The organism is Lacticaseibacillus zeae subsp. silagei (genome assembly GCF_030770335.1).
Taxonomy (GTDB): Bacteria; Bacillota; Bacilli; order Lactobacillales; family Lactobacillaceae; genus Lacticaseibacillus; species Lacticaseibacillus zeae.
This window is the reverse complement of the sequence record NZ_CP132484.1, coordinates 295,254-321,110: the sequence shown is the minus strand read 5'-3', so window position 1 is coordinate 321,110 and position 25,857 is coordinate 295,254. Positions and strand designations below refer to the sequence as shown.

Sequence of the window (25,857 nt, the reverse complement as noted above, 5' to 3'; positions counted from 1 at the left end):
TGAACCGGGAATTCTTTACGAAAAACCTAAGAAAAAGCGGGTTACAGCGTTATTCATGCTAAAAAGGAGGCAACATTTTTTGGAAAATTTAACCAATGTTGTGGCCGCCAGTCTGCCGCGGGGCATGCGAATCGCCGGTATCAATATCGCGCATACCAGTGGCAGCACCTATTGGCTTTTGTACCAGCAGCCAGACTGGTTAACGTTGCGGCTTGCCACGCACGTCCATTGGTTGAATGGGGTGCAGCAACTACAGGTTATTTGGCCTGATATGCCCGATGTTACTGGACTCAAACCGGTTTTGACCCAAGCATTGGTGAGTCCGGCGGCGCACCAAGCTGTGTTTGCGTTCACGCCAACCGATATCGCCATTGCTAACATGCTGTTGTGGGCGGCGTCTCGCAAACTGGTATTCATGCTCCGCCTGACACCGGCAATGGCCAGCGCCTACAAGCATCGCCAATTCGACTTATATCAGGATCTTGAACCCTTGCCACTTTTCCTGGGCGATCGGAATAATAGTAACGATTTGTTGTTGCCAGTCGCTGATCGGCGCCTGCAACACCACTTGATTCAGTTTTATAGTCGAAACCTGTTATTCACGCAGTTTTCCGGTCATCATTTGATTAAGCTCTTGCCAACCGCGCAATGGTTGCAGACAATGTTGGCGATCGTGCCGCTGACCCGTGCCTGGCCAATAACAGTGGCCACGACTTTTGGAACCCAGGTGCTTGAGGTCTTCCACCAGGCGCGATTGCAGCATCGTTAAACGGTAAATATAAAAGGAGCTTACAGACGACCTCAACTGAGGAGGTATCTGTAAGCTCTTTTAATAGCGTCTTAAATTATTGAACAGAATAATTCGGTGCTTCACGCGTGATCTGAACGTCATGCGGATGGCTTTCGCGTAAGCCGGCTCCGGTAATCTGAATGAACTGGGCGTTGTCTTGCAGCTCTTTCAGGTTCGGTGCCCCGACATAGCCCATGCCGGATTCAATGCCGCCAAGCATCTGGAAGATCACATCACCAAGGCTGCCTTTGTAAGCAACTCGACCTTCAATGCCTTCAGGAACCAGCTTGTTGGCCTCATTCACGCCACTTTGGAAGTAACGATCGCTTGAGCCGTGTGCCTGCGCCATCGCGCCCAGCGAACCCATGCCACGATAAGTCTTGAAGCGCCGGCCTTGATAAATTTCAAACTGGCCTGGTGCTTCGTCGGTTCCGGCTAAAAGTGACCCTAACATGACCGCGTTCCCGCCAGCCGCCAACGCCTTCACGATGTCGCCGGAATACTTGATTCCGCCATCGGCAATGATCGTTTTGCCACGTTTACGCGCCACACCAGCAGCATCATAAACCGCCGTCAGCTGAGGAACACCGACACCGGCAACAATCCGAGTGGTACAAATCGAACCAGGGCCAATCCCGACTTTGACAACATCAACACCGGCATCATACAGTGCTTCCGTTGCTTCCGCCGTCGCAACATTACCGGCAATCAAGGTTGCCAGTGGAAAATGCTCGCGAATTTCCTTGATCTTGCGAATAACCCCGGCACTGTGACCATGGGCGGTATCAATGACAATCGCGTCAGCACCGGCATCTAACAAAGCCTGCGCCCGATCAAAAGTGTCGGAGGTCACACCGACAGCAGCAGCCACCAACAAGCGGCCATGTGCATCCTTAGCCGCATGCGGGAATTCAACCACTTTTTCAATATCTTTAATGGTAATCAATCCGCTGAGCCGGCCATTCTTGTCAATCAATGGCAGCTTTTCAATCTTGCGAGCCTGCAAGATCGCTTCTGCATCCTTAATGGAAGTGCCGGCTGGGGCCGTTACCAAACCTTCTTTGGTCATGACAGTGTCGATCAGCACACTCTTGTCATCGACATACCGTAAATCACGGTTGGTAATGATACCGGTCAGCTTGCGGTCGGTTGTGTTGTTCACAATCGGCACACCGCTGATACGATACTTTTTCATCAATGCTTCTGCATCGCTAACCGGTTTATCGGCTGTAAGATAGAAGGGATCCACAATGACGCCATTTTCACTGCGCTTAACCTTGAGCACTTCGTCAGCCTGCGCGGCAATGCTCATATTCTTATGAATAACACCCAGACCGCCTTGGCGTGCCATGGCAATTGCCATCGCACTTTCGGTCACCGTATCCATCCCCGCCGAGATGATTGGGATATTCAACTTCAAGTTGTCCGCAAGTTGTACAGACAGATCGACATCGTGAGGCAAAACATGACTTTCTGCAGGTATCAACAACACATCATCAAATGTAAAACCACGCCGGGCAAACTTTGTATCCCAATGACTCATAGCGTAAATCCCTCTTTCAATTTTTAGTTGTTGACTAATGTACTACCGGAATGTGAACACGTCAAACGTGTTTCGCAATTTTTTTGAAAAGACCGGTATCATAGGCCTAAAAATGAAAGAAAGTCTCATAATTGTTCAGTCTGATCCGAACAAAAAATTAGCGACCCTTGATATGAGAATTTAATGTTCGGATTTTAGCCATTGGGTTTGTGCCGTCATGGCTATCGTTCGGATTAATAGCTGCTGTCATTTTTCAAACAGGGACCGCTTAATGTTTCAACGGCCACCTTTAGCCTTGGCGACGCCACAACCAAGCGCCTAACGCCGAAAGCAGGGTTGCAAGCCCGGCCCAAAGTCCTGATTGACCAAGTGCTTCACCGGTTTTTGGTAATCCGTGAGTTGACCCACTTTCTGCGGATGTAGCAGCCTGAGATGTCTGTGCTGCTACCGATTCAACCGATGCTTTTTGGGAAGCACTCGCTGATGAGGATGGGCGCAGCGAGAGCTGGCTTGACTGGGCTGACGGGTCAGTGCTTGGCTTTTCTGATGGTGCTTGTGAAGGCTTTTGTGACGCTTGCGAACTTGCCTGAGATGCCTGTGAACTTGAGGAAGCAATCGCAGGCATTTTCACTGAAACGACCGCTGCCTTATCGTCCGCCTTTTCGCCGCCGATTAAGTTCCAGTTATAGCCTACTGTCACGTGCTTATCCGGTAATTCAAAATGATAGAACACATTGCGCTTGAATTGCGGATCATCTGTTGAAAAAGTGACGCGACCTTGGGCATCCGTTGTTTTGACGATTGCCGCCTTAGCACCATCAACCAGGTTCGGAATAGCGGCCACTTTCACGTTTGCCAATGGCTGCTTGGTCTGCTGGTCAACGAGTTGGAACGCGCGCTCGCCTTTTTGATAAGTATACTTGTCCATTTCAATTTTGGTTGTCTGGCCCGGTGTGTAAACGAAGCTCTCCGGAACAGCCTTCCAGCCTTGGTTACCGGAAGCCACAACCTGAAGTCGGTATGTGTGTCCTGTCTGTAGTCCGTCAGCGGCACCGATCCTTAACCCGCTGACCGATGCTGATGGTTCATCTTCATCAGTTGATGCTAACGTTTTGGTTGCGACCACCTGACCGTTATCGGCAGCAACAATCTGCACCGTGATCGCCTGATGATAATTCGCTGCGATGCCATTAAGTAGTGCGAAGACCAGCGTTTGGTCCTTAGCCGCAACCGATTTGACAGCAGATGCCTGCTCAACTGCTTGACTAGCGGAACCGTTAGCAGACGTTGCCGCCTGAGTCGGTTGGGCATTGACCAAACCAAAACCTGCCAATGCCACCACCGCCAAGACAAATCCGCGTCCGTACTGCTGTTGATGCCCCTTATTCATCCAAAAACCTCCCAAATTTTCTAAAGCGTAATCATTACGATTAAGCTCACATGAAGTTTACCGGATGAAAAACAGGGCGTCAAATTTTTTTTGAGCGCGGGCGTGAACTGGCATGGTTAGGAGCCTGCTCACCATAACGCGTTCGCCAGCCCAGAAGTCTGCGTGTAAGGACCTTGGTCGCAATGGCCTAAGCCCGGGCCATCACGCCCAAGGCCACTTACACTCCGACTTCTAACCGGGCTGGTTCACGCTCACACCAAAAAAGTCACCCCACTATCGAGGTGACCTTCAACAACCAAGCAACTTATTTTAAACCTCTACCCACTACCGCCGGAAAAAGCTCTTGAGATGATACCGACGTTGCAAAAGCCAGTGGGAACCATACGCGACAACGGCGATGATTACGTCCACATACCACGGCATTGCCCGGGTGAATGGTGTGTCAAGCATCATGAGGGCGCCGCCGATAAAGGTAACCGCGAGAACCAACACAATGCCGCCGCCAAGCACTAACCAGGCACTGCGGCGATTCTTCTTGTCCTGTTCCATCCAGTCGGCGTAATACACAAAGAAAAGACCGGCCATGAGGCTTAACATGACAAGATAAGCAAAGCTGTTGCTAGCGTTGTTCTGCGATTTCGGATTGATGTAAGTCATCACGGCGAAGACAGCCGCAAGAATGGCCATGAAAAACAGACCTTGATCGGCGACCAATAACCACAGCGGCTTTTTAGGTTCCGGTTTCGGTGTATGCAGGATTTCATTAGCCTTCACCGTGACCGGCCCATAAAGTTGTGTGGCCGGTTTGCCTTGTCGTTGGGCGGTAATCATTTCCGGCAGCATCGTTTTGAGCAGGGTTTCCTCATCCGCCTCACTCATACCGCCGTCTTTTAATTCACGCCGCAGCTTGAAGACATACTCGTTGTTCTTATTGGTCAGTCTTGCAATCATTTCCGGAACGGTTGTAGCTGGCCGCTCCTGCTTAACATGGGCATTCTTGCTTGCCACCGTTGCTGCCGACTGCTGCGTATCAGCCGCTGACGATGCCGCAGTCTGCTGTTGATCAACTGCAGCGCTGTCTGCTGTTTGACTCGTGTCCGTTTCTTGCTTCTTTGCCATGTGTAACTCCTATCTTAAAGTTATCGTCGTCGCGTGCGCGCTTTTGGCTTGCACGTTAAACATTGAACCGAAATTCAATGATATCCCCATCTTGCACTTGATATTCCTTGCCTTCAGAGCGGTAACGTCCGGCTTCCTTGACTGCCTGCACGGAACCATACTTGTCAAGATCCGTAAAGGACATTGTCTCGGCTCGGATAAAACCGCGCTCAAAGTCCGAATGAATGATCCCGGCAACTTGAGGCGCCTTCATGCCACGTTTAAACGTCCACGCGCGGGTTTCTTTGCCGCCAGCCGTAAAGAAGGTTGCTAAGCCCAGCAAATGATAGCTAGCCTTGATGAGTTTATCCAAACCGGATTCATCGACACCTTCTGCTGCCAGAAAGTCGGCTTTCTCGTCATCATCCAATTCGGCAATTTCCTCTTCGGTCTTGGCCGAAATAGCAATCACCTCGGCGCCTTCTTTGGCTGCTTCGGCTTTGATTTGTTTGACATAATCGACGGAATCCGGATCGGCCATGGCTTCTTCCGCAATATTGGCAACATAAAGCACCGGTTTACTCGTTAATAAGAACAAGCCCTTGACGATCTTCTGTTCATCTTTATCAAAGTCAATGCTGCGGACCATCCCGCCGTCTTCAAGAACCGGTTTGATCTTTTGCAGTACTTTAAACTCTGCCTGGGCTTCCTTGTCTTTGGTTTGGGTACGGGCAACCTTTTCAACTTTGGCATAGCGTTTATTGACCGAATCCAAATCGGCGATCGCCAGTTCCATGTTAATCGTAGCCATGTCTTCCAGCGGATCGACTTTGCCAGTCACACTGGTAATGTTGTCGTCATCGAATGCCCGAACAACGTGCACGATCGCATCTACCTGGCGAATGTTTTCCAGAAACTTGTTGCCAAGTCCCTCGCCTTTGGAAGCGCCTTTCACAATTCCGGCAATATCCGTGAACTCAAAAGTCGTATGAATGATTTTCTTAGCCGGAATCAATTCATCAATCCGCGCCAACCGTTTATCCGGAACCTCGACCATCCCCACATTGGGATCGATGGTCGCAAACGGATAATTGGCCATTTCGGCGCCTGCTTTTGTGATTGCGTTAAAAAGCGTGGACTTACCGACATTGGGTAGTCCGACAATACCTGCTGTTAAAGCCATTTGCTTATTTCACACTTTCTATGATTAATCTGTCTGTTCTGCTTGACCTAAAACTTTCTTGAGCCGCTTCTCAAAATCACGGCGCGACATCATGACAATATGGCCGCAACCGGTGCAACGAATTTTAATGTCGGCGCCCAGGCGAATGACTTCCCATTTATTCGTTCCACATGCATGCGGCTTCTTCATTTGAACCAAATCATGTAATTGGTACATTCGTCTACCTCCAGCGGATTGGCCGGTTAATCGATATTGACGTCTAACATCGCTAAGATCCGATTGAGATCTTGCTCGGATGTAAAATCAATTTCAATCTTGCCTTTGCCTTTACTGCCTTCATTAATATTGACTTTCGTGCCGAAGCGTTCGCCCAACTGATTTTCGGTTGCTCGGACATACGGTGATTTAGGCTTTTCCTTCGATGTCGAGCGACTTGTCCCGGCGTTCATCTGATTGATTAGCCGTTCAAGTTGGCGAACCGTTAGATTTTCACTAATGGTCTTCTTGGCAACACTGACCATCTTGGTTTTATCTTTGAGACTCAACAAGGTTCGCGCCTGCCCCATTGAGAGCTGATTGGCGCTGAGCATTTGTTTGACTTGCTGCGGCAACGTTAACAAGCGCAAATAGTTGGCAATATACGGCCGGCTTTTGCCTAGCCGTGCGGAAACTTCCGCTTGCGTCAGGTTTAAGCGCTTGATCAACGTCTCATAAGCCTGCGCTTCGTCTAACGGAGTCAGATCCTCGCGCTGCAGGTTTTCCAGCACTGCGATTTCCATCATTTCCGGATCGTTAAAATCGCGGACAATCGCCGGAATGGTTTCCTTACCAGCCAGCTTAGACGCACGAAAACGCCGCTCACCGGTGATAATTTCATAACCGGAAACACTTTTGCGCACAATAATCGGCTGGAAAACGCCGGTTTGCTTGATGGAATCCGCCAGTTCTTTTAAGCCTTCTTGATCAAAGGTTTTTCGGGGTTGGTACGGGTTCGGCCGGATATCGACCAGTGGCAGTTCCTCAACGGTATTGTTAGCACTCAGATCAGGACTTTCAAAATCTTTGAAAATGGCGTCAATGCCGCGACCTAATCCCTTACTATTCTTATTCGCCATGAGCAGCCAGCACCTCCTTGGCTAAAGCCTCGTAAACTTCGGATCCGCGCGATTTTGGATCAAAATCCACGATTGGCAGACCGTAACTCGGCGCCTCAGCCAATCGGGTAATCCGCGGAATCACGGTTGCATATACTTTATCGCCAAAATACTTACGCACTTCATCGATCACCTGCGCGCCAAGGTTCGTGCGGGCATCATACATCGTCAGCAGAACCCCTTCAATCGCCAAATTCGGATTGAAATGTTTTTGAACAAGTCGAACCGTGTTAAGCAACTGGCTCAGGCCTTCCAGTGCATAATACTCACTTTGAACCGGAATCAGAATCGAATCACTTGCCGTAAACGCATTAATTGAAAGCTGACCCAGTGACGGCGGGCAATCAATCAAAATGTAGTCGTACTGATCCTCGATCGGATGAAGCCCCAGTTTCAAGCGCATTTCCCGGGCCATTTGACTGGTTAACTCGATTTCGGCACCGGCCAACTGGATGGTCGCCGGGACAATGGCTAAATTTTTATGTTTGGTTGGCAAAATGGCTTCGGTAATCGGATCTTCGTTGACCAAAACATCGTAAATATCCTTTTCAACTTGGGCTTTTTGAACGCCCACCCCACTTGTGGCATTGCCTTGGGCATCAACGTCGACAATGAGGACTTTCTTCCCAAGGTTTGCCAGACAGGCCCCCAAATTAATGGTCGTTGTGGTCTTGCCAACCCCGCCTTTTTGATTGGCGACAGCGATGATATGTGTCATGAGCTCCCCCTATCTCTTCTCTTTTGGAATCTCGATAATCATGCGGTAAGCGTCATCGGTATCTTCTTCTTTGGCCGTGACGGTCATTCCGGTATCGCGAATCATTTTGACTGAACGTTTCAGTGTATTCCAGGCAACGCGGGTATCGTGGCTAACCGCTGACCGGCGTACTTTTGGCTTCGGCTTTTTTTCCGGCTTCTTAGGTCTTAGCCATTCATTAACCAAAGCCGATGTTTCCTTCACCGTCAATTTGTCGGCCACAATTTGGTGCAATGCCTGTGCCTGTTGATCATCACTAAGCTTCAGCAATTCCCGCCCATGCCGCTCGCTGATGAGGCCTTTCATAATGGCTTCTTGCACCGGTGCATCCAATTTCAGCAACCGGATCTTATTGGCGACAAACGCCTGACTCTTTCCCAGCTGCTGTGCCAAAGCGCCTTGGGTTAACTGGTTGAGCTTCATCAAAGCCACATACGCCTGGCCTTCTTCAATCGCGCTCAAGCCTTCACGCTGCAGGTTTTCAACCAGCGCCATGGACGCACTTTCATCATCGTCCATCTTCTGGACAATCGCCGGTGCTTTTTCCCATCCCAACAACTGCATTGCGCGATAACGCCGCTCGCCGGCAATGATTTCATATTGGTCAGGCGCATATTCACGCACGATAATCGGCTGCAACAAGCCGTGTTCTTTGATCGTGGCCGCCAGTTCCTGAATCGAATCAGCTGAAAAAACCTTCCGCGGCTGAAATTGATTCGGCGTAATGGCGTTTAGTGGCAACTGTTGCACAACGGTCTCGTCGTTTGGCTTTTTATGGCCAAAAAATGATAATGCCACGCGTTATGCACCTCCCAATGGTTGTTTATTTGGCACCCCCGGCTTACGAGGGTATTTATTTGGTGTTGCCTTCACTTTTTCGATCACCAGCAAATGCCGGGTGTCGCCGGTTTCCGGTAAGGTTAGCGCCGCATCCTGGACTAACTTGCCGCCCAGCAAACCGATTGCTGGCTTGGCGGCGATGAGTTCCTCTGCAGTTGCGGCAGCTTTCATGGCCACAAATCGCCCTTGTGGTTTCACCAGTGGCAGGCACAGTTCAGCTAAAACATTGAGCGCTGCAACTGCCCGCGCCGTCACCAGATCAAACTGGCCGCGATGCGCTGATTTTTTAGCGCCAAAAGTCTCGGCGCGATCATGGAATAACTGAACATCTGTCAGCTCCAGGCGCGTCGTTAACCGCTCTAAGAAGCCAATCCGTTTTTGCAAGGAGTCAACAATCGTGATTTTTAACTGCGGAAACGCGATTTTGAGTGGAATTGACGGAAATCCCGCACCGGCGCCGACATCACAAAGCGATAACGGCTGACGCTGCAAATCAGGCAACACCATCCCCAGGGTCAATGAGTCATAGAAGTGCTTGAGGTAGACGTCCCCTTCAGCTGTGATGCCCGTCAGATTCATTTTTTCATTCTCGCTGATCAGATATTGGTAATAAGCCGCGAACTGATCCTGCTGGTGGTCATCCAAGACGATGCCGTGATCAGCTAGAGCGTGGACAAAAGCTGTTGGATCCATGTCTGCCTCCGTTTTTTGATTTGATTTTGTGGAACAAACAAGGTTTCACGTACCCGTCAAGTGTAACGTAAAAATGCCGTGTGCTCAACCGTATTCTTGGCGTGAAAACGGGTCAAAAATATCGTTGAGTCACCTTGTGCTTAGCCATGAAGTGCGCACGGTGGCCGCAATTTTCAAGCGCTTCATTTTACCACAAATCAACTTGTCGATATGGTGTACTAGTTCACAAGCATAACTAATTCAACAATCAGGTTTTCGTGCTAATCTAAGGCCATCCAAAAAGGGGCCTTTGCGTCATCAGTCAATCTTTTCGGCTCAGTCGTTTCACTTTTTCGATAAGTTCGTCGCCACAAGGGGGAGAAAATTTTTCGCGTTAAGTTTGCCGGAATACGACAATGCTGCGTGAGATTTTCTAAGTGCGCGAACGGATACGAAACCGCGCATGATCAGTATAGAAACAGCGTACCGATCACGTGCGAAGGGGGTAGTCAGTATGTTTAAGCATTTTTCTAAATTGGATTCGTGGGCCCTCGTTTTGTTCCTATTGATTGTCATTGGTGGCCCTATCCTCATTCTGTTCAGTATTAGTCATTCTTTTTTACCATTTATTCATCACTTCGGCTTCGTGATTTTCTTGATTGTGATTAGTAGCAGCACTTGGGTTCTTTTGCTGACCATGTATTATGTTTTCATGATGCTGTTTGGCTGGGGCAAGGCACGGCGGGATTACCCGTTGGTCGCACCCAAGAGCCGGTTTCTGATTCTCATCCCGGCACACAATGAAGCCGCCGTCATCACGGCCACTTTGGAGCACCTTCAGCAACTCGACTATCCGCAAGCGGCGTATCACATTGTGGTCGTCAGCGATCAATCCACTGACCAAACAACGGCGCTTGCGGCGGCTCAGGGCGTTCAGGTGATCGACACGTCGCACCAGCGCTATCAGCGGGTCGGCGTCGGTAAACCGGCTGGCCTCCAATATGCATTGGATGAACTGACCGACTCGGGCATCCTGCAACAATACGACTTGGTAATGGTGCTGGATGCCGACAACTTCACCGACCCTAACCTTTTACGGGAATTGGACAGCCAATATCAGGCAAAGCACTTTACCGCCATTCAGGCCTATCTTGATAGCAAAAATGACAATACGCTGCTGACGTTGGGTTACGCCATGAGTTATTGGACCATGAATCGCTTCTTTCAGCTCAGTAAATATCGGCTGGGTTTGGACAACAGCATCGGCGGAACCGGCTTTGTCGTTGAACGCCAATGGCTGGAAGCTAACCACGGGTTTCAATCACACAGTTTAACCGAAGATCTTGAAATGGAAATCCGCATTGTGGAAAGCGGCGGCACCGTGGGCTGGAATCATTTTGCCCGCATTTATGATGAAAAGCCGGATCATTTGCGCGCCAGCATGACCCAACGTTTCCGGTGGAGCCGCGGACATTGGTATACTGCCTTTCATAACTTGGTGCCGCTATTGCATCACTTTTTGAAAACCGGCGATTTACGCGACTTGGATCAACTTAGCTATCTCTTTTCCATGCGCCAGAACTTTCAATATCTGCTCGCGTCTTTCTTTGGAATCGCGTGGGTCATCAGTCTTTTGATGCCAAGTCTTGGTCTGCATCCAATCTGGCTCATCGATGTCGACCGCAGTTATTTCGTACCGATAACACTGATCAACTGGCTGATTTTACTTGAAGGCTTCATCCCCATGATTGCCGGGTTCTTGTATGACGCTAATTGGGAAGGTTCCAAATGGCTGATCACGCCAAAAGCCGTCCTCGCCTTTTTCTGGTTCTCGCTCACTTATTTAATTGTTCAGATCGGCGGCTTGTTGACTTTTCCTAATCAAAAAGCCTGGGCGCATACCCAGCATGTCCTGACCGTCACGCATCACCTTTGATATGGCTTGTTTAAGGCGTGCTTATGCCAACCAGTAAGACGAGATGATAAAATCCAGAATCATTTTGACAATCTCTGACGACAGTTCGATAATGAAGTGGTAACTAAACTCAGAGGCGAAAAAAATGGAATTAGACGGCAAAGAAATCAAGGAAAACGAACAACTGACCGATGCACAGTTGGCTGACTTGCACCAGCAATATCAGGCTTTGTGGGACAAATTAAAAAAAGATAACTATCGAACCGAGCATCAGTTCATGGAAGTCTTATATGAAGAACCCGACAACGTTCAGAACTATGAAGCGGCGTTTTTCACGTATCAAATCCGCAAAGATACCGGTGACAATCAGTTCGATCAGTTGAATATCATTTTAAACAATAAACCGACTTTTCATGATCAGCCTGATGAATTCGTATTTGAGATTAGTGATTATCCGGATATGGATGCGATTTATAAGGCGATCGAAGAAAAGGCCCAGCCTTGGATTAAGGCTCACAAGCGTTAGCATTTTGGCTAACGTCACGGCTTAAACGTCAATGCGATTAAAGAACCGATCAAGATTTACAATGACCGATCTTTAACCGCATTGTTTTTGATGCTGCTTGCCAGTCGCATGCGTTCAACGGACCAGAAACTTGCTCAATAAGGGCTTTGCGCGGAATAGCTAAAGCATGACCTTGCAGCTTTCTGGTGCGAAACGCGTTCACTGGCCCAGAAACCTGCGTGTAAGGGTCTTGGGCGCAATGGCCAAAGCCCGGCCATCACGCCCAAGGCCTCCTTACACTCCGGTTTCTACCCGGGCTGGTTCACGCTCTTGTTGAAAACGCGTTCGCTGGCGCAGAAGTCTGCGTATAAGGACCTTGGTCGCAATGGCCTAAGCCCGGGCCATCACGCCCAAGGCCACTTATACTCCGACTTCTAACCGCGCCAGCTCACGCTCTTCTCTTTTGTCCCAATTTTGTGATAAGCTGTTGCCAATCAAACCAAACGGAGGCACTTGATTCATGGCGGATACAATCAAAATCGCTTACTTGTACGAAGATCTCATGAATACCTATGGCGACAGCGGCGATGTTAAAATCTTGCGCTATTTGTTGAATCAACAAGGCTACCAAGTGCAGGTCGATAACATCAGCCTCGGCGACGACTTCAATGCCGACGACTATGATTTCATCTTCTTCGGCGGCGGTCAGGATTATGAACAAACCGTGGTGGCTAAGGATCTGCTTCGATACGCCCAAACGTTAGGCCGGTATATCGAAAACGGTAAACCCATGCTGGCGATCTGTGGTGGCTACCAGTTGCTGGGCGATTACTATAAAACCAGCGAAGGTACCGTCATCAAGGGGCTGGGCATTTTGCCACTGCATACGGTGTTCAAACCAGACAGTCGCATGATTGGTGACACCAAGTACCAAACTGAATTCGGAACCGTTAAGGCGTTTGAAAACCATAGCGGCCGAACCTATTTTGACGACAAGAAAAAGCTTAAGCCTCTTGGAAAGATGATTGAAGGGTATGGCAACAATCCTGAAGACGGTGTCGAAGGCATGCGCTACAAGAATACCATCGGCAGTTATTCCCATGGTCCCATTCTCAAAAACCAGAACATCGCCAAAGCTATCGCTAAAATGATCGTGCAAAATCACAAAGACCGCATCGGACAGCCTGCGCACTAACACTGCGACTGACGCTGAGTGATTCGGCCTTGATCGCTTTTAAATTTTAGACGTATCAATAAAACGGAAAGCTGCCTCACGCCCGAGCCTGAAATGACGCGTGCATGAATAGCAGCTTTCCGTTATTTGTTTGCCTGCGCCCGCACCTGATCGGCATCGCCCGTAAACAGGAACAACGGACCATCTGCCTGTGCCGGATAACTATCTGCCAAGCCACCAAGATCCACGGCATCAAAGCCGATTTTTTCAATCAAATTCGTCACGGTTTGCTTGGCAGCGGCATCATCCCCGGCAATCGGAATCGCAATCCGATCGCTTGACTGATTCGGCTTAGCCAGACTGCGGATTTTCGTCATGGCAATGGTATTAAACGCCTTCACCACTTTCTTGGTACCGAAGTGCTGCGCCACCAGCTCCGATGAAGTGGTATGATGCTCGGTCAATGCCGGGCGCTCGCCATCACGGCTGGGAAAATAATTAGTCGCATCAATCACGACCGCATCTGCTTTTACTTTTGTCGGCAACTCGTCTAAGGCGTTGAACGGCACTGCCAGCACGACAATATCTTGATCAGCCGCCTCAGCGACCGTGCCTGCCTCGACCGTCGACCGCATCTCAGCAATAACCGGCGCCAACGAAGCCACGCCATGGCGATGGGACAAAATCACCTTTTCACCAACATGACTGAAAAGCTGGCCAAGCGCGCGGCCTACATTACCTGATCCAATAATCCCGATACTCACGCAATCGCCCTCCTTGTATAGGTTCATTGAGTGAAAACTGACTTCTACTATTATTATATCGCCTATAGGGAGGAAACGGAAAGGAGGTGGTTATTCTGGTTTTCATTTGTCCTGTTTGTTAACGAAATATGACCGAAAAAGCGCCCCTTACGGATGGACAGATATTTTTAAACTGATCGGGCACCTTCTCACTTTCATCGGTCACTACGCTTTAAATTAATTGAATTAGTCACTATCCAAATAGAGAATGATGCAATTTGCCAGAAACATAAGCACAAGCAAAACTGTTTGTTCTTGGCACTCTTAAAGAATCATTTATTTTTAAATTACCGTATACAGTAAAATTAGAGAACCGATCCTCTCTCATGAAAACGGTAGGAAAAAACTTCAGTTTTGAAAACTTGACCGCATGTACAAAAGAGTAACTACTTGGTTGTGGATATGCATTAGGCCTATTAGGACAAGCCGCAACTATTATTGAGCCTGACTTGCAAACATTCAGGCTACTACGATATAAATTAATATTGAATTCAGAACTGTCTAGTCCAATACTCAAATTGATCAGCCAAGTTCCATTAGTTGTTGCCCAATCGAGAATGTTACACAAACTATTGACATCCCCCCGAAGATCTTCATCCAGGACGGGGGCTAGAAATATTTGGGCACGCGATGCAAGTTGTTTCCGCAGTAAAAAAATCAAAATATCCGCATGCGCCAAACTCTCTATACTCCGACAAGTTCGGAATTGATCTCGAATTTGATAAATTGATATTTTGTGATGGGATGAAATTAGCTTTTTTTCAAATACCGAGCACTTAGTATCAATTAAAAGAACTGGGTTCATTTGTCTCCCTCAACTACATATTCCCTATGTGATATATTTAACAAATTTGGGTCGTGTGTGACAATCACGACTATATGAAAAGACTCCAGCTCCTTCACTAGAGATACAAACTCTTCTGCTGTTTGCCAATCCAAATATGAGGTTGGCTCATCAAAAAGCAAAACGTCTCTGTCAGATAGAATGGTCCTTAATAAGGATAGCTTTTGTCTCTGACCTCCTGACCAGTTTTTTATAGAAATGCAGCTCAGTTCTTGCAAATCAGAAAACCACTTTTCCAAAATTGATCGATTTTTGCATGAAAGTTTCTCTAGAGTTATCTGTTGACTTGTATCATTTACAAATAAACTAATATTTGCCTCCAGACTATCTTCTATATAATCTGCCGTCTGAAGTGAAAAAGCTATGTGTTTCAGATAGCACCTATAATCATCTAAGTTATTTAACTCTTGGCCATTTATTATGATGCGATCCGCTGAAGAAGGGAACAGCGAAGTTAAACTTTTTAAAATCGTTGTCTTTCCACTTCCATTCGGGCCAACTAAAAAAAGGAGACTTCCTGTTCTGAGTACTAGATTCCCGCTGAATGTCTGGTTGAAATTTGGAGAATGGATACTAATATTTCGTAAACTTATAGAAGTGATTTTACTTGAATTCTCATAAATGTTGTCATTTGAACTACTTGGAGACAAGTAGTTAAGTCTGTCCAGCGAGGGTCTTATACCAGACAGAATAACTCTGTAATTGGCCAAGTTTGAAATTGCATCAAATAAAAAGCCAATGTATGTCAGCGTAGCAACAAGGGTTCCTAAACTGAAATTGTCATCTGTTGCTACTGAAATTAAGATGAAGGACACTACTGAACAGAATGACATTAATTGTCCCGTGAGAGCATTCCCCGCATCAAGCATCTCTAATTTTCGCTCACGCTCAACGACATCTGCCTGTAAATCGTATATGGCTTTTTTGAATACATCGTATTGCGAGAGTTTCACAGTTATAGCTGCACCAAGTACACTTTCAATTTTCCCAAAAGCACTTTTTGTTTGATCGATATAACTCTCTGTTTCTGACTTAATCCTTTTTGAAAATGGCTCAATGCTAATGCTTCTCGCCAAAAGAATAACTGGCAACAAAAGTACATACCACCAATTAATCCGCATAATTCCAAGAAGTGAAGAAATCAAAACGAAAACATCTGTTAATAAATTGCAGTTTTCTCGCGAAAAGATCGAGGCTATTTTTTTACTGTCATACTTGAGCTGCTCTGCTAATTCACTTGACTGGTTTTTCTCAAAAAAATAGGCATCTTGTGAAATCAAATTTTTAAAATACTGTTCTATAATCACTATCTGAAAACTACTACTGATTTTTGTGCGAATAATTTCAATAAGAAAGTCGAAAAGGGGAATTAAAAGTGACAGTCCACACACAATGCCAATTTGTATTCCCTCTCTTCTAAATGACTTACCAGACGCAATATCATTGGTCAATGATTGAATGCTAATTGGGACCAAAAAAGTACAGACTGCGGTAAGCGCTATGAGTACCCCAATTACAACGAGCATTACAATGCGCACCTTGTATTTAAAAAAATCACGAAGCAGAATCTTCATATTTTCAGAATCATCCTTATTTTTCTCTGGGCCGTTTCGAATCAAAGAAAGTCAGCTATATTAGCTGACTTTCCCGGCAAAGTTAGTTAAGATCGTGCAGCACGTTCGCTTGCACTTGCATAACTACCTGTGTGGCCACCGCTCTTCAGGAACGATAACCAGCATGAGCAGATGCACTTGCACTTGCACCCGTATGCGACCAATGAATCGAGCCGCCCTGAATGCTTACGATTAAGTGACATTGTAATTCCTCCTTTATTATGGGTCTTTGGAACATCGATTTAAATACATAGAAATCTCACCCCTTTGTTTTTGCTTCGATCAAGTTAACAACATTTTTAAAGGAATTGAGTTTGTAATCCGTAAAGTCTTCAGCATCAAATTTTATATTCCAGCGTTGACTAATCTCTAATATAAGGTAAACAAAGTTCGATGATGTCCCTAATACCTTAGGACTGCTTAAACTATTAGCATTTACGTCTTCAAACGTGACGTCAGGACAAATCCCATGAATTATCTCCATCAAGTCATTTTTTATCGATGCTGCCATTGCTTTTACCACCTTGATTTTATTTATAAGGTTTCTTTAAGAAACAATATGAGTATGTTCTATGTCCCTTACATAATAAGGCTAAGCGAACACTGAGTTCTTCTTTAATCTTTCTAGAAGATCTTTCGCACTTGAATCATTTTTAATATTGAAAGGATCAAAAGTCGTTATATTGTCCACTGATTGAGCAACCCTAAAATCTTTGAGAATTTCCTCTAATGATTTGCTTGAAGTAGATCGAGTCTGAAGGATTCTTAGTTCTTCTACTTTCATCGGTTCAAGAACTTGGTTTACGCAGCAGATCTGATCGACATCAAATCCAAACCTGAATTCAATTCTCTTCAATAATTGTGGAAGTACTTGACCATCCAAGAACTCAGGAGTCATTGTGATAGCTGCAAGATCAAATTCGTCTATCGCTTGTGAGATGATATATGAACTTATACCGAAATCAGATGGGACAAGTTCCGAATACTTTAGTAACGAGTGAGGAAAATCTATGATAATTAGGTCAGGTGCTAACTTCTTTTCCAACTGTGCTAGGAGCCTGTTGAAAGTGTAAACGCGTTCCGTATCTGACTTACCTGGGTTAAAACATTCATCCGGAATTAAAGAATATCCCAGAATAGAACAGTTCGAGTCAGTTGTTAGTACTGCTACTTTAATTCCCATTTTTTTAAAATTTTCAGCATAATAGACCACAGAGCGACTATTATCGAATTCTTCACAAATTGACGCTACAGCCATTACGATTGCATTCGTGTGATAAAACTCAACATTGTCTTTTGAATAATCTTCATGAGAACCAAGCTCTGCTACATTTCTAATTTCCACTAAATTAGAGTCGCTTTCTTTAAAATTCTCAGAAAGTAAACTGAAAATTTTAAAATTAGAATCCGCCTTCGTTACAATATCTTTTATATAGCCAAGCAAATATGACGTTAAGCCACTTTGTAATAAGCAAAGGGAATCAACCCTTTTTAAAACGCCTTCTAAATCATTTGTAAGTGCAATGCCAGTGTGAGACTCTTTAATCATTTCTCCAAGATCTGTATTTTTCAAAATGTTAATTGTCGTCTTTAGGGCCACGGCAAAAATCTTTTTCTGGGGATGAGCGTAACGATAAGCGTTGATCACAGCAACGTTTTCAGGCGTTACTGGAAAAAAAGCTATGCTTTCAATTGCCGTATCTTTTGGACTTTCCATAAACTGAATACGCCTCCTTGATTAGGACACTTTCCTCTAAATCTTGTAAGACAATTTCTTTTGACATAGCGCAACCTTTTAACAGTTTTTCCGCAGACAAGGATCCGTTATCGTCGGCGACCTTACAACATGAGATACAGCTATTGAAAGCAAAACAATCTTTGCACCTGTCAGCAATTAGCGTTGCCACGTTCAATAGCCTTTCAGCAGCTACATAATTAAATCCCGATGACAAGTTCCCGATACGCATACACGCTGAGGTTTCGCTAACTCTCTCACACGGGAAAAGATTGCCCCTATAATCGACAAATAACCGACGTTGTCCAGGAATACACGGACCAGCAGGCGCTCCTACATCCGGCAGCTTACTTCGTTTTCCACGCATTTGCTGTTCTGTTCCTTTAAGCTTTCCCAAAAATGTCAAAAAGATTGGACTCACTTGAAGATCTTCGACAACATCTAAAAAGCTTAATGAAGCTAACGCTTCTTGATAAATATATTTATCTAAAAAATCCCGACTAACCTTGTTCTTATGATCACTAAATTCATCATCTAGCAATACTGCTTGTATTGGAATATCCTTAAAGAGAGGATCAGCAAAAAGATGGTTAATTTGGTCAAAGTCATTCGATGGATCCATAACCATGTTAATTGAAATCATATGACTAAGTTCAGATCCAAATGACATTCTGAGTTTACGGAGATTTTCGTAAACTCGCGCGAATGAACCTTTGCCATTTGCAAAAAATCTGTTTTTGTTTTGTATGTTTTCCGGGCCGTCTATGCTGAGAAGTAATGAACAGTCATTTTCGTGTAGAAACTTCAAAATTCGAGGCGTAAGCAACGTCCCATTAGTTGTAATCGTATAAGAAACTTTTTTACCAAGCAATGCCGACTTCGCATATTGGGTCAAATGTTGGATTAGCTTAAAGTTTATTAACGGTTCACCGCCGTAAAAACCGATTGTCACTTTCTCGTTGTCAGATGAATGCTCGCGCAGAAAATCGATTGCCATCTCGCCAATCTCTTTGGTCATCGTATTACTGCTAAATCCACGTTGCTGCTTGTTCATCTGAGTATACGGACAGTATGAACACCGCAGATTACAGTTCTGAGTCAACTGCAGCGTCATTTGATCAATTTTGTTGTTTAAGTAATATTTAAGATCATCCGTGTAAGGGTGTCTTATATTTGATACACGATGAGAACTTAGAAGGCCTTGTGATATAAGTAATTTAGCCTCAGACTGAGTCCTTGAATCGCTGATGAGTTCATCAACCGTCCAAGACTCATTCAACGCTGAGTATAAATGTTTCGAAATACGGACAATACTGTTTGTATTTACATCATAGCAGTAGTGGCCATTAGGACTTCGAAGCGTTTTGATGAATGGTGTGTCCATAATTCGCCTCCACAATTCAAAAATTACTTTTTGATTTCTCGTTGATTATGGAGTCATTGTACCTGGCCAAAAAAAGAGAGTCAAGCTGCTTGATCACCACTGAACAATAAAATTCCTTGTATTTTATATTTATAGTGCGCGCCTCAATCGTTCTTTTAATTCCTTCCCGTTCGGTTATGGCGGACCCTTCATTTGAAATATTTCTTTTCATTGTATTTAATATAACGATAGCAGCGCCTAAATTATAAATAAAATTTTTTTGTTGCTCATTTTATCACTTGCAGAGCACCTAAACCTTTACGTGGATTTAGCAGCTGCTATACCAACATGAGGTTCTATGTTTCAGTCCAACTATTCCCGCATGAATAATAAAGTTTGGCTGTTCATGAAAGGCTCCAATTAAGAGACGTTATCTGCCCAAGCCAACAGTCGTAGACAACTTCAGTTCCGGTAAAACAAAACGTTCGTACAAATTGTAACCAAAGACCCAGCCCGTAAAAACTTAACAGCAAAAAAGGAATGGTCACGCAAGTGATGGAGATACTGCAACAATCACACCTTTTTTGCCAAGCTAACATTTATTTAAGCACTTATGTGGATCGTAATTGCTACTGTTTCAGTGATAAGCTCATTTACATCAACTCCATCACAACTGACTTTTCTGAATATGGCCCGTGGTGATGATGGCTTAGCCATGATGATCGAACTTTGTCATCGGTTCACTTTGGTCAACTGCTTTGTCAAGCGTTACATTTTGAGAATCAGCGCAAATTCCACACTACGATTTATGCCGATATTTGTTTTCAAAAGATCTTGCTTAGCAGTACCAACTATCACCATGACGTTTACAACGTTGATCTTTAGATCGATCCGACAATGGCCGCGATCTTAGGTGAACAAGTCTCGTCTCGCAGTCATCGCTGTTATGATTATTTGCCATGCTCATCCCAGACAATCTTGACGAGCTTAAGCAACTACTTTGGCAGACAACGGCTTTAGCTTTTCGATATTATGAACATCGCCAGTTCATTTTAGACATTGATTCAACTTACTTGTATGCCTTTAGTAACCAAGTAATAACCGTGTTTAACGCCCACCATATGATTAAAAGTATCACCCACAAGTTGTCTTTGAAGATACCCGCAGTCTGTTACTGGATACTTGGGCGCGACCGGGAAATACAAATACTTATGCCGACCAGTTTATCCAAGGAAAGGGTGACCATCTTGAAGCACTTACCCCACGATTCAGGCTTTGCAGTACCCGCTTTTTATGGAGTCTATGTGAGTCGAAGTGTTCTCATCGTGCGTTCAAGAGCCAGCAACGACCTTAAAACCCGTGATGACAGTTTGCGTCGTCTTAGTTCAATTGACGATGAAGAGAATAAATTCATCTATCACAAGCTTAGGTATCAGGCATCTTGGCAGGACCCTTATCAAATGGTCACGTATTCGGTATATACTGTTTGGTGAATTAAGCTCATGGAGGCACGCTTCTTTTGTGCCCGGCATGATTGAGAGTTTATTCCCAGCACATCAAGGCAGCGGTAACGTCCAAAATGACATCAAGGAACTCAAGCACAGTTTCGGTTTTGATCAAACGGATAGTTCAATTCTTATTTACAATACTGCTGGAGATAATCGATGGGATGCTTATAAGCTGCTTCAGTTCTTCAAAACGCCTCTGATGCCTGAGAGATACACATGTCACAGTCGATACGTTACGTTTCTGCTTGTGTCACATCGCGGGACGCGTCATTCACCATGTCACAAAAGTGAACCTGAATTTAGCTTCTACTTACTATTTTTTTGATTTGTTGACCCGTATGCAGCAGATTTGGTTATAACTATGGCAACTAAAAGGTCCGCCTAGCAGGCTCAAAAGGTAATCTGTCGTCCTTGTATGTCCGAAACGATGAAGCTGGGTTAAAGATAAAGCCGTACTCAAAATAACGAATGACTTGAAAATGGTCACTATGTTATTAGTCAACTACTACTACTTAACCCGCAAGCGCCTTCGTAGTTCATCTAAAGAAAACCCAAATGCAGCATCCGCCGCTCTAGTTTTGAGGGTCAATAATCCATAGATAAGCGATCCTGTGAGGGCACCCACAAATAGTATAAAAAGTGAGCTTCTCCCAGACACTCCCAATAATTGATAACAGAAATAGATTGATAACCAGACTACAATGGCCATTATCGTTACAAGCAGTGAGACTCCAATTGCAAATTTGACTAAATTATGAAGTTTTATTTGGAAATCAATTTTTAACCTTCTAGTCATTAAAGCTGAACTCACAGCAAATCCAATACCAGTTGCAATCAGTGGCCCATAGACCTGAAATATCCCAACACTAGCTACTTGAACTAACACCTTAAAAATCAATCCAATCAAAAAATAAAGTATCGCCTGTTTGCTATGATGCACTGCCTGCATTATAGAAACCAACAAAATAAAAAGCCCAATCACCACGGCAATAATCGAATTCATCTTTAAAACATCTACACCTAGAGCTGCTGAGGAGCGATAAAAAGCCATATTTAGAGGTGCCGCAAGACTGAGCATTCCAACTGCTCCTGGTAACATGACGAAGAAGAATAACTTTAACGTAGACTGGATTTTAGTTGACAACTCAGCATAATTTCTTTGAGCAAAGGTTCTTGACAGTAGTGGAATAGCAGTGGTCGCCATTGCTGTTGATAAAGATATCACTATCATAGTAAGTTTGTTTGAGTTGAAGCCAAAAAGCCCGTACAAAAAATTAATTTCTGCATTCGTGGTCGAATGAAACTGGTGCATGATAACAGGGAAAGTATATTGATCTATAAATTGATAAAGGACAACGGCAGAGTCTAAAACGACAAACGGCAGAGACTGTCGTAATAGTTCAAGAAGTGCTTCTTTCCTCTGATATTTAGACTTTTCTATAGAAGCTTCGTGCAAAGAAAAATCATCTTGCTTTTTAAATTTAAAGACAAGATAAATCAAAGCACACATTGCACCTATGAAAGCCGCAAACGTTGATTGCGAAACCGCTCGTACATATCCTCCATGTTGGATATTCATAATGATGTATGTTGCCATCAGTAAATAGCCAATTCTAGCTATTTGCTCAATCAGTTGCGATATTGCGCTTGGTCCCATCTGAGAGCGGCCTTGAAAATAACCCCTAAAAATACTGATTGGAGGAATAATGGCTAACGGCCAACATAATACATGTATAACCGAGACCATCCTCAAATCAACTTGATTATTTTGCCATGCAAACACAGGTGCTGCGAGCCACATGATAATCGATGAAAACAAGCCCAACAAACTCATTACAAGCAAAGAATCTTTCAAAAGCTGATGCGATGTATCGGATTCTCCAATGGCATCATAGTGCGCAATTTGTTTGGACAATGCGCTAGGTATTCCTGCAGTCGAAACAATGATAAAGAGACTGTAAATGTTGTACCCTTTTGCAAACAGCGAATTAGCTAGGAAAAAACTAGATCCCAACCATATTCCCCAAGGTATGACATAAACAGCCCCCATAATCCTTGAAACAATACTCCCAACTGTCATCCACGCCGATCCAGTCACCAAGACTTTACTGTCATCCGAAGGTGTTAACCGCATCATCTTCCCCCAAAAGTTTTACCGTCACCTAACCAATCAATATAAACACATTGCCAATATCCTGGTGAAAACCATTATAAAAAAACGAAAAAGGTTTAGGTCGAGCAATTTCTTTAGCCGTTGCGTCCACCGTCCTCAATCTCGTCTTTTTGGCTATTCTTATAGTATATTCCCCAGCGCATACTACTTACCATCATTATACATTGGCATCGGTATTTTAGCTGACCTGGTAACAGTAATAATTGTTAAGATGCCCATGCTACAGGGTAGAGAGCAGAAAGAAAAAGTCTGACACTTTCGCATGAGCACCTATCTCGCATCTTTGATAACCCGCTCACCGGCGTTGAAGACGCCTCGCCCTCAGTGAGTCTTACCCTCAACCGTTTCCAAATCACCCTTACCATCGCGTTCAACAATGGCTTGGATCGCGGCCGTAATGCCCTTCACATCGTCATCAAGCGACAACGCCGGCGTTTCTGGCCGGGCAACGACTTGCTCTGGTAAAAACGGAATGTGCATGAAGCCGGCTTTGATGGTCGGGAACTCTTTGTCGCGCATGTATTGAACCTGATAAAAAATGTGGTTGCAAACATAAGTGCCCGCGGTGTTGGACACTGAAGCAGGAACGCCGGCTTCACGAATGGCCTTTGCCATCGCTTTAATCGGTAACTGGGTAAAATAAGCAGTTTGCCCATCTTCGTGAATCGTATGGTTTAACGGCTGATAACCAGCGTTGTCTTTAATCCGGCCGTCATCCAGGTTAATGGCCACCCGCTCCGGCGTCAATTCAAAGCGACCGCCAGCTTGGCCAATGCTAAGCACATAATCCGGCTTTTCTTTGACAATCGCATCATGCACCACGTCCGCAGACACGTTAAACTTAGTCGGAATTTCCAGCTTCACAATCGTTGCGCCGCTGATTTCGTCCGGCAAGCGTTTAACCGCCTCAATCGCCGGATTAATTTTATCATCGCCAAAAGGGTCAAAACCCGTTACAAGAATCTTCATATTAATATCCTTTCTAAAATGCCAAGAAGTACATCAAACCGATTTGAATCACCAATAACAACACGGCAATCGGTGCCTGTTGCTTGATGACGCCCAATGGATCGTCCATTTCCAGCAACGCGACCGGCAGACTGTTAAAGTTGGCTGCCATCGGGGTCAGCAAGGTTCCACAATACCCCGACGTCATGCCAATCGCCGCAACAATCGCCGGGTTGGCACCTTGGGCAATGACAAAGGGAATCCCGATCGCGGCCGTAATCACCGCAAAGGCCGCAAACGCGTTACCCATAATAATCGTGAACAGCGCCATCGCCACACAGTATAAGATGACCCCACCCAGATGACTGCCAGCCGGAAATAGACCGGCAATTAACTTAGCCGTCAACGAGCCGACCCCGGCCGCGGTGAAAACTGCGCCTAAAGTGGCCAATAATTGCGGTAAAATGCCGGCAGCACCAACTGAGCGAACCATCCGCTGCGTATCATTATAAACCATTTTTCCGGAAGCTTTGGTCATGATGATCGCGACCACCAGGGAAACTGCTGCGCCAATCCCGATGCCGACCTGACCGCCAAGCTTGGTGAACTGGGCAACCGCGATCGAAACAACTGCCAGCACGACACTCGGGACAAAGACCCAACCACCGAGCCGCTTAGCTGCCTGGGCCGCATGTGCACCGTCAACCGGCTTGATCTTCCCGATTTGAATCTGCTTGAACAGCGCAAGTACGCCGATGACCACAACTAAAACACCCACAACCATCGCCGGCAATAACGTGCCAAAGGCGAAAATAACCGCCAAAATGAGCCAAAACAGGCCGGTGCCGATACGCGCTGGATTATCTTTTGCGCGAAAAGACTCAATTCCGGCCAGTGCCATCACGACTCCAATCAAGGCATAAAGCACTAGAAGCAACGTATTCACCATCAGTGCTTGCCTCCTTTATCATCCTGCGGGTCCGTCTCAAACTGGCGATCAAACCAGCGATTATAAATAGCCACAACGACTAATGTGATGATCGCAACCGGAATGGATGCCAACACGACCTGCATCGGCTCAACCGGATGCTTGAGGCCTTTCATCGTACTGGCGATCAATAAAACGCCAGCCGTTGCTACAAACAGATTCTGGGCAAAAAAGTTACCGAAATTATCTGTCGCAGCCGACCGCGCTTTAATGAGATCAATTTCCTTATCCGTCAGTTTGCGTTTGGATTCAGCGGCCGCGGTGACCATTGGCGTGATCAGCGGCCGAACAAATTGCACCTGGCCGGACAATGAAATCCCAAAAACACCGCCTAATTCACGGATCACTAAGTAAAGATTCAAAATACGACTGGGCGTGAGCTTCTTTAGTTTCTGAATGCCGGTCACTGCTACCTCTTTTAAGCCATGGCTTTCAACCAGGCCGATCATCGGCAGCGTCAAGAAGAAAAGCGACACCATGCGATTATCAACGAAACTCTGGCCCAGTGTCGTCAATAAGTCCGGGATACTCATGCCGGAGAAGACAGCCGTGACAATGGCCGCCAGCACCACGACCGCCGTTGTATCCCACTTCAAAGCAAAGCCGACAACGATGATAACAATGCCGAGTAATTTCAAATATTCCAAGTGCTGTTCCCCCTTATCGATAATGGTGAAAATTTTAAAGGTTCTTGGCAGGAAGGTCAATTAATTAAAGCGTGCAACTATTTATAACGGAGACTATTTTATGACGGGCAATCTTTTGACTGCTGCACTGTTGTGGGTGACTCCAATGAAAGTAGCTAAAAAGGGATAGCCCCGTTAGCTTGGGGTTATCCCTTTTGCGTTGAACCGTGTTTAC

23 protein-coding genes are annotated in these 25,857 nt (G+C 45.5%); 4 read left to right on the top strand and 19 right to left on the bottom strand.

Annotated elements, in window-relative coordinates:
* The first annotated feature begins 79 nt into the window (after window positions 1-79).
* Window positions 80-769 carry a hypothetical protein gene (locus tag LACZS1_RS01565; protein ID WP_070652332.1) on the top strand — a complete coding sequence of 230 codons (690 nt, stop codon included), beginning with the start codon at window positions 80-82 and terminating at the stop codon, window positions 767-769.
* Window positions 770-845: 76 nt separating this feature from the next.
* Here LACZS1_RS01565 and guaB read toward each other — a convergent pair whose 3' ends face one another.
* From guaB to rsmG, 9 genes are all read right to left on the bottom strand, one after another.
* Window positions 846-2,333 (bottom strand): IMP dehydrogenase, encoded by a 1,488-nt coding sequence (guaB, locus tag LACZS1_RS01560; protein ID WP_010489828.1) that lies wholly within the window; start codon window positions 2,331-2,333, stop codon window positions 846-848.
* 289 nt (window positions 2,334-2,622) lie between these two features.
* The gene (locus tag LACZS1_RS01555; RefSeq protein ID WP_070652330.1) at window positions 2,623-3,723 is read right to left on the bottom strand and encodes an LPXTG cell wall anchor domain-containing protein; all 1,101 of its coding nucleotides are present in this window, start codon (window positions 3,721-3,723) and stop codon (window positions 2,623-2,625) included.
* A 324-nt stretch (window positions 3,724-4,047) separates the two neighbouring features.
* Window positions 4,048-4,842 carry a DUF1129 domain-containing protein gene (locus LACZS1_RS01550; RefSeq protein WP_070652328.1) on the bottom strand — a complete coding sequence of 265 codons (795 nt, stop codon included), beginning with the start codon at window positions 4,840-4,842 and terminating at the stop codon, window positions 4,048-4,050.
* Window positions 4,843-4,897: 55 nt separating this feature from the next.
* Window positions 4,898-6,004, bottom strand: a complete 1,107-nt coding sequence (ychF, locus tag LACZS1_RS01545) for a redox-regulated ATPase YchF (protein ID WP_025013233.1) — start codon at window positions 6,002-6,004, stop codon at window positions 4,898-4,900.
* A gap of 24 nt (window positions 6,005-6,028) precedes the next feature.
* The gene (locus tag LACZS1_RS01540) at window positions 6,029-6,220 is read right to left on the bottom strand and encodes a DUF951 domain-containing protein (RefSeq protein WP_010489835.1); all 192 of its coding nucleotides are present in this window, start codon (window positions 6,218-6,220) and stop codon (window positions 6,029-6,031) included.
* Window positions 6,221-6,246: 26 nt separating this feature from the next.
* On the bottom strand, window positions 6,247-7,119 hold the full coding sequence (locus LACZS1_RS01535) for a ParB/RepB/Spo0J family partition protein (protein ID WP_010489838.1): 873 nt from the start codon (window positions 7,117-7,119) through the stop codon (window positions 6,247-6,249).
* On the bottom strand, window positions 7,109-7,876 hold the full coding sequence (locus LACZS1_RS01530; protein WP_010489840.1) for a ParA family protein: 768 nt from the start codon (window positions 7,874-7,876) through the stop codon (window positions 7,109-7,111). Before LACZS1_RS01530 ends, LACZS1_RS01535 begins: the two co-directional genes overlap by 11 nt.
* Before the next feature lie 9 nt (window positions 7,877-7,885).
* A complete protein-coding gene (gene noc / locus LACZS1_RS01525; protein WP_047106540.1) occupies window positions 7,886-8,713 on the bottom strand; it encodes a nucleoid occlusion protein in 828 nt (275 codons plus the stop codon).
* A 3-nt stretch (window positions 8,714-8,716) separates the two neighbouring features.
* Entirely contained in the window at window positions 8,717-9,448 is a 732-nt protein-coding gene (gene rsmG / locus LACZS1_RS01520) for a 16S rRNA (guanine(527)-N(7))-methyltransferase RsmG (protein WP_070652327.1), read from the bottom strand.
* 493 nt (window positions 9,449-9,941) lie between these two features.
* Here rsmG and LACZS1_RS01515 point away from each other — a divergent pair, with 493 nt between their 5' ends.
* From LACZS1_RS01515 to LACZS1_RS01505, 3 genes are all read left to right on the top strand, one after another.
* Window positions 9,942-11,363, top strand: a complete 1,422-nt coding sequence (locus tag LACZS1_RS01515; RefSeq protein WP_168165322.1) for a glycosyltransferase family 2 protein — start codon at window positions 9,942-9,944, stop codon at window positions 11,361-11,363.
* A gap of 124 nt (window positions 11,364-11,487) precedes the next feature.
* On the top strand, window positions 11,488-11,868 hold the full coding sequence (locus LACZS1_RS01510) for a hypothetical protein (protein WP_047106543.1): 381 nt from the start codon (window positions 11,488-11,490) through the stop codon (window positions 11,866-11,868).
* A 499-nt stretch (window positions 11,869-12,367) separates the two neighbouring features.
* Window positions 12,368-13,042, top strand: a complete 675-nt coding sequence (locus LACZS1_RS01505; RefSeq protein ID WP_049170103.1) for a type 1 glutamine amidotransferase — start codon at window positions 12,368-12,370, stop codon at window positions 13,040-13,042.
* A gap of 122 nt (window positions 13,043-13,164) precedes the next feature.
* On the opposite strand, the gene LACZS1_RS01500 is transcribed toward LACZS1_RS01505, so the two are convergent.
* From LACZS1_RS01500 to LACZS1_RS01455, 10 genes are all read right to left on the bottom strand, one after another.
* On the bottom strand, window positions 13,165-13,785 hold the full coding sequence (locus LACZS1_RS01500; protein ID WP_070652325.1) for an NADPH-dependent F420 reductase: 621 nt from the start codon (window positions 13,783-13,785) through the stop codon (window positions 13,165-13,167).
* 232 nt (window positions 13,786-14,017) lie between these two features.
* Window positions 14,018-14,629, bottom strand: coding sequence for a S8/S53 family peptidase (locus tag LACZS1_RS01495; protein WP_070652324.1), 612 nt, complete (start codon window positions 14,627-14,629; stop codon window positions 14,018-14,020).
* Window positions 14,626-16,242: an ATP-binding cassette domain-containing protein gene (locus tag LACZS1_RS01490; RefSeq protein ID WP_070652322.1), complete on the bottom strand. Its 1,617-nt coding sequence runs from the start codon at window positions 16,240-16,242 to the stop codon at window positions 14,626-14,628. Before LACZS1_RS01490 ends, LACZS1_RS01495 begins: the two co-directional genes overlap by 4 nt.
* A 298-nt stretch (window positions 16,243-16,540) precedes the next feature.
* On the bottom strand, window positions 16,541-16,792 hold the full coding sequence (locus tag LACZS1_RS01485; RefSeq protein ID WP_070652321.1) for a hypothetical protein: 252 nt from the start codon (window positions 16,790-16,792) through the stop codon (window positions 16,541-16,543).
* Window positions 16,793-16,873: 81 nt separating this feature from the next.
* Window positions 16,874-17,998: a P-loop NTPase family protein gene (locus tag LACZS1_RS01480; protein ID WP_070652320.1), complete on the bottom strand. Its 1,125-nt coding sequence runs from the start codon at window positions 17,996-17,998 to the stop codon at window positions 16,874-16,876.
* A complete protein-coding gene (locus tag LACZS1_RS01475) occupies window positions 17,970-19,400 on the bottom strand; it encodes a radical SAM protein (RefSeq protein ID WP_070652318.1) in 1,431 nt (476 codons plus the stop codon). Before LACZS1_RS01475 ends, LACZS1_RS01480 begins: the two co-directional genes overlap by 29 nt.
* A 1,995-nt stretch (window positions 19,401-21,395) precedes the next feature.
* Entirely contained in the window at window positions 21,396-23,024 is a 1,629-nt protein-coding gene (locus LACZS1_RS01470) for a putative polysaccharide biosynthesis protein (RefSeq protein WP_306402764.1), read from the bottom strand.
* Between the two features lie 357 nt (window positions 23,025-23,381).
* Window positions 23,382-24,029 carry a pyroglutamyl-peptidase I gene (gene pcp / locus LACZS1_RS01465; protein WP_025013227.1) on the bottom strand — a complete coding sequence of 216 codons (648 nt, stop codon included), beginning with the start codon at window positions 24,027-24,029 and terminating at the stop codon, window positions 23,382-23,384.
* A 13-nt stretch (window positions 24,030-24,042) separates the two neighbouring features.
* Window positions 24,043-24,957 carry a DUF979 domain-containing protein gene (locus tag LACZS1_RS01460; protein WP_070652313.1) on the bottom strand — a complete coding sequence of 305 codons (915 nt, stop codon included), beginning with the start codon at window positions 24,955-24,957 and terminating at the stop codon, window positions 24,043-24,045.
* Window positions 24,957-25,643, bottom strand: coding sequence for a DUF969 domain-containing protein (locus LACZS1_RS01455; protein ID WP_047106549.1), 687 nt, complete (start codon window positions 25,641-25,643; stop codon window positions 24,957-24,959). The genes LACZS1_RS01460 and LACZS1_RS01455 overlap by 1 nt, the downstream gene beginning before the upstream one ends.
* Window positions 25,644-25,857 lie beyond the last annotated feature (214 nt).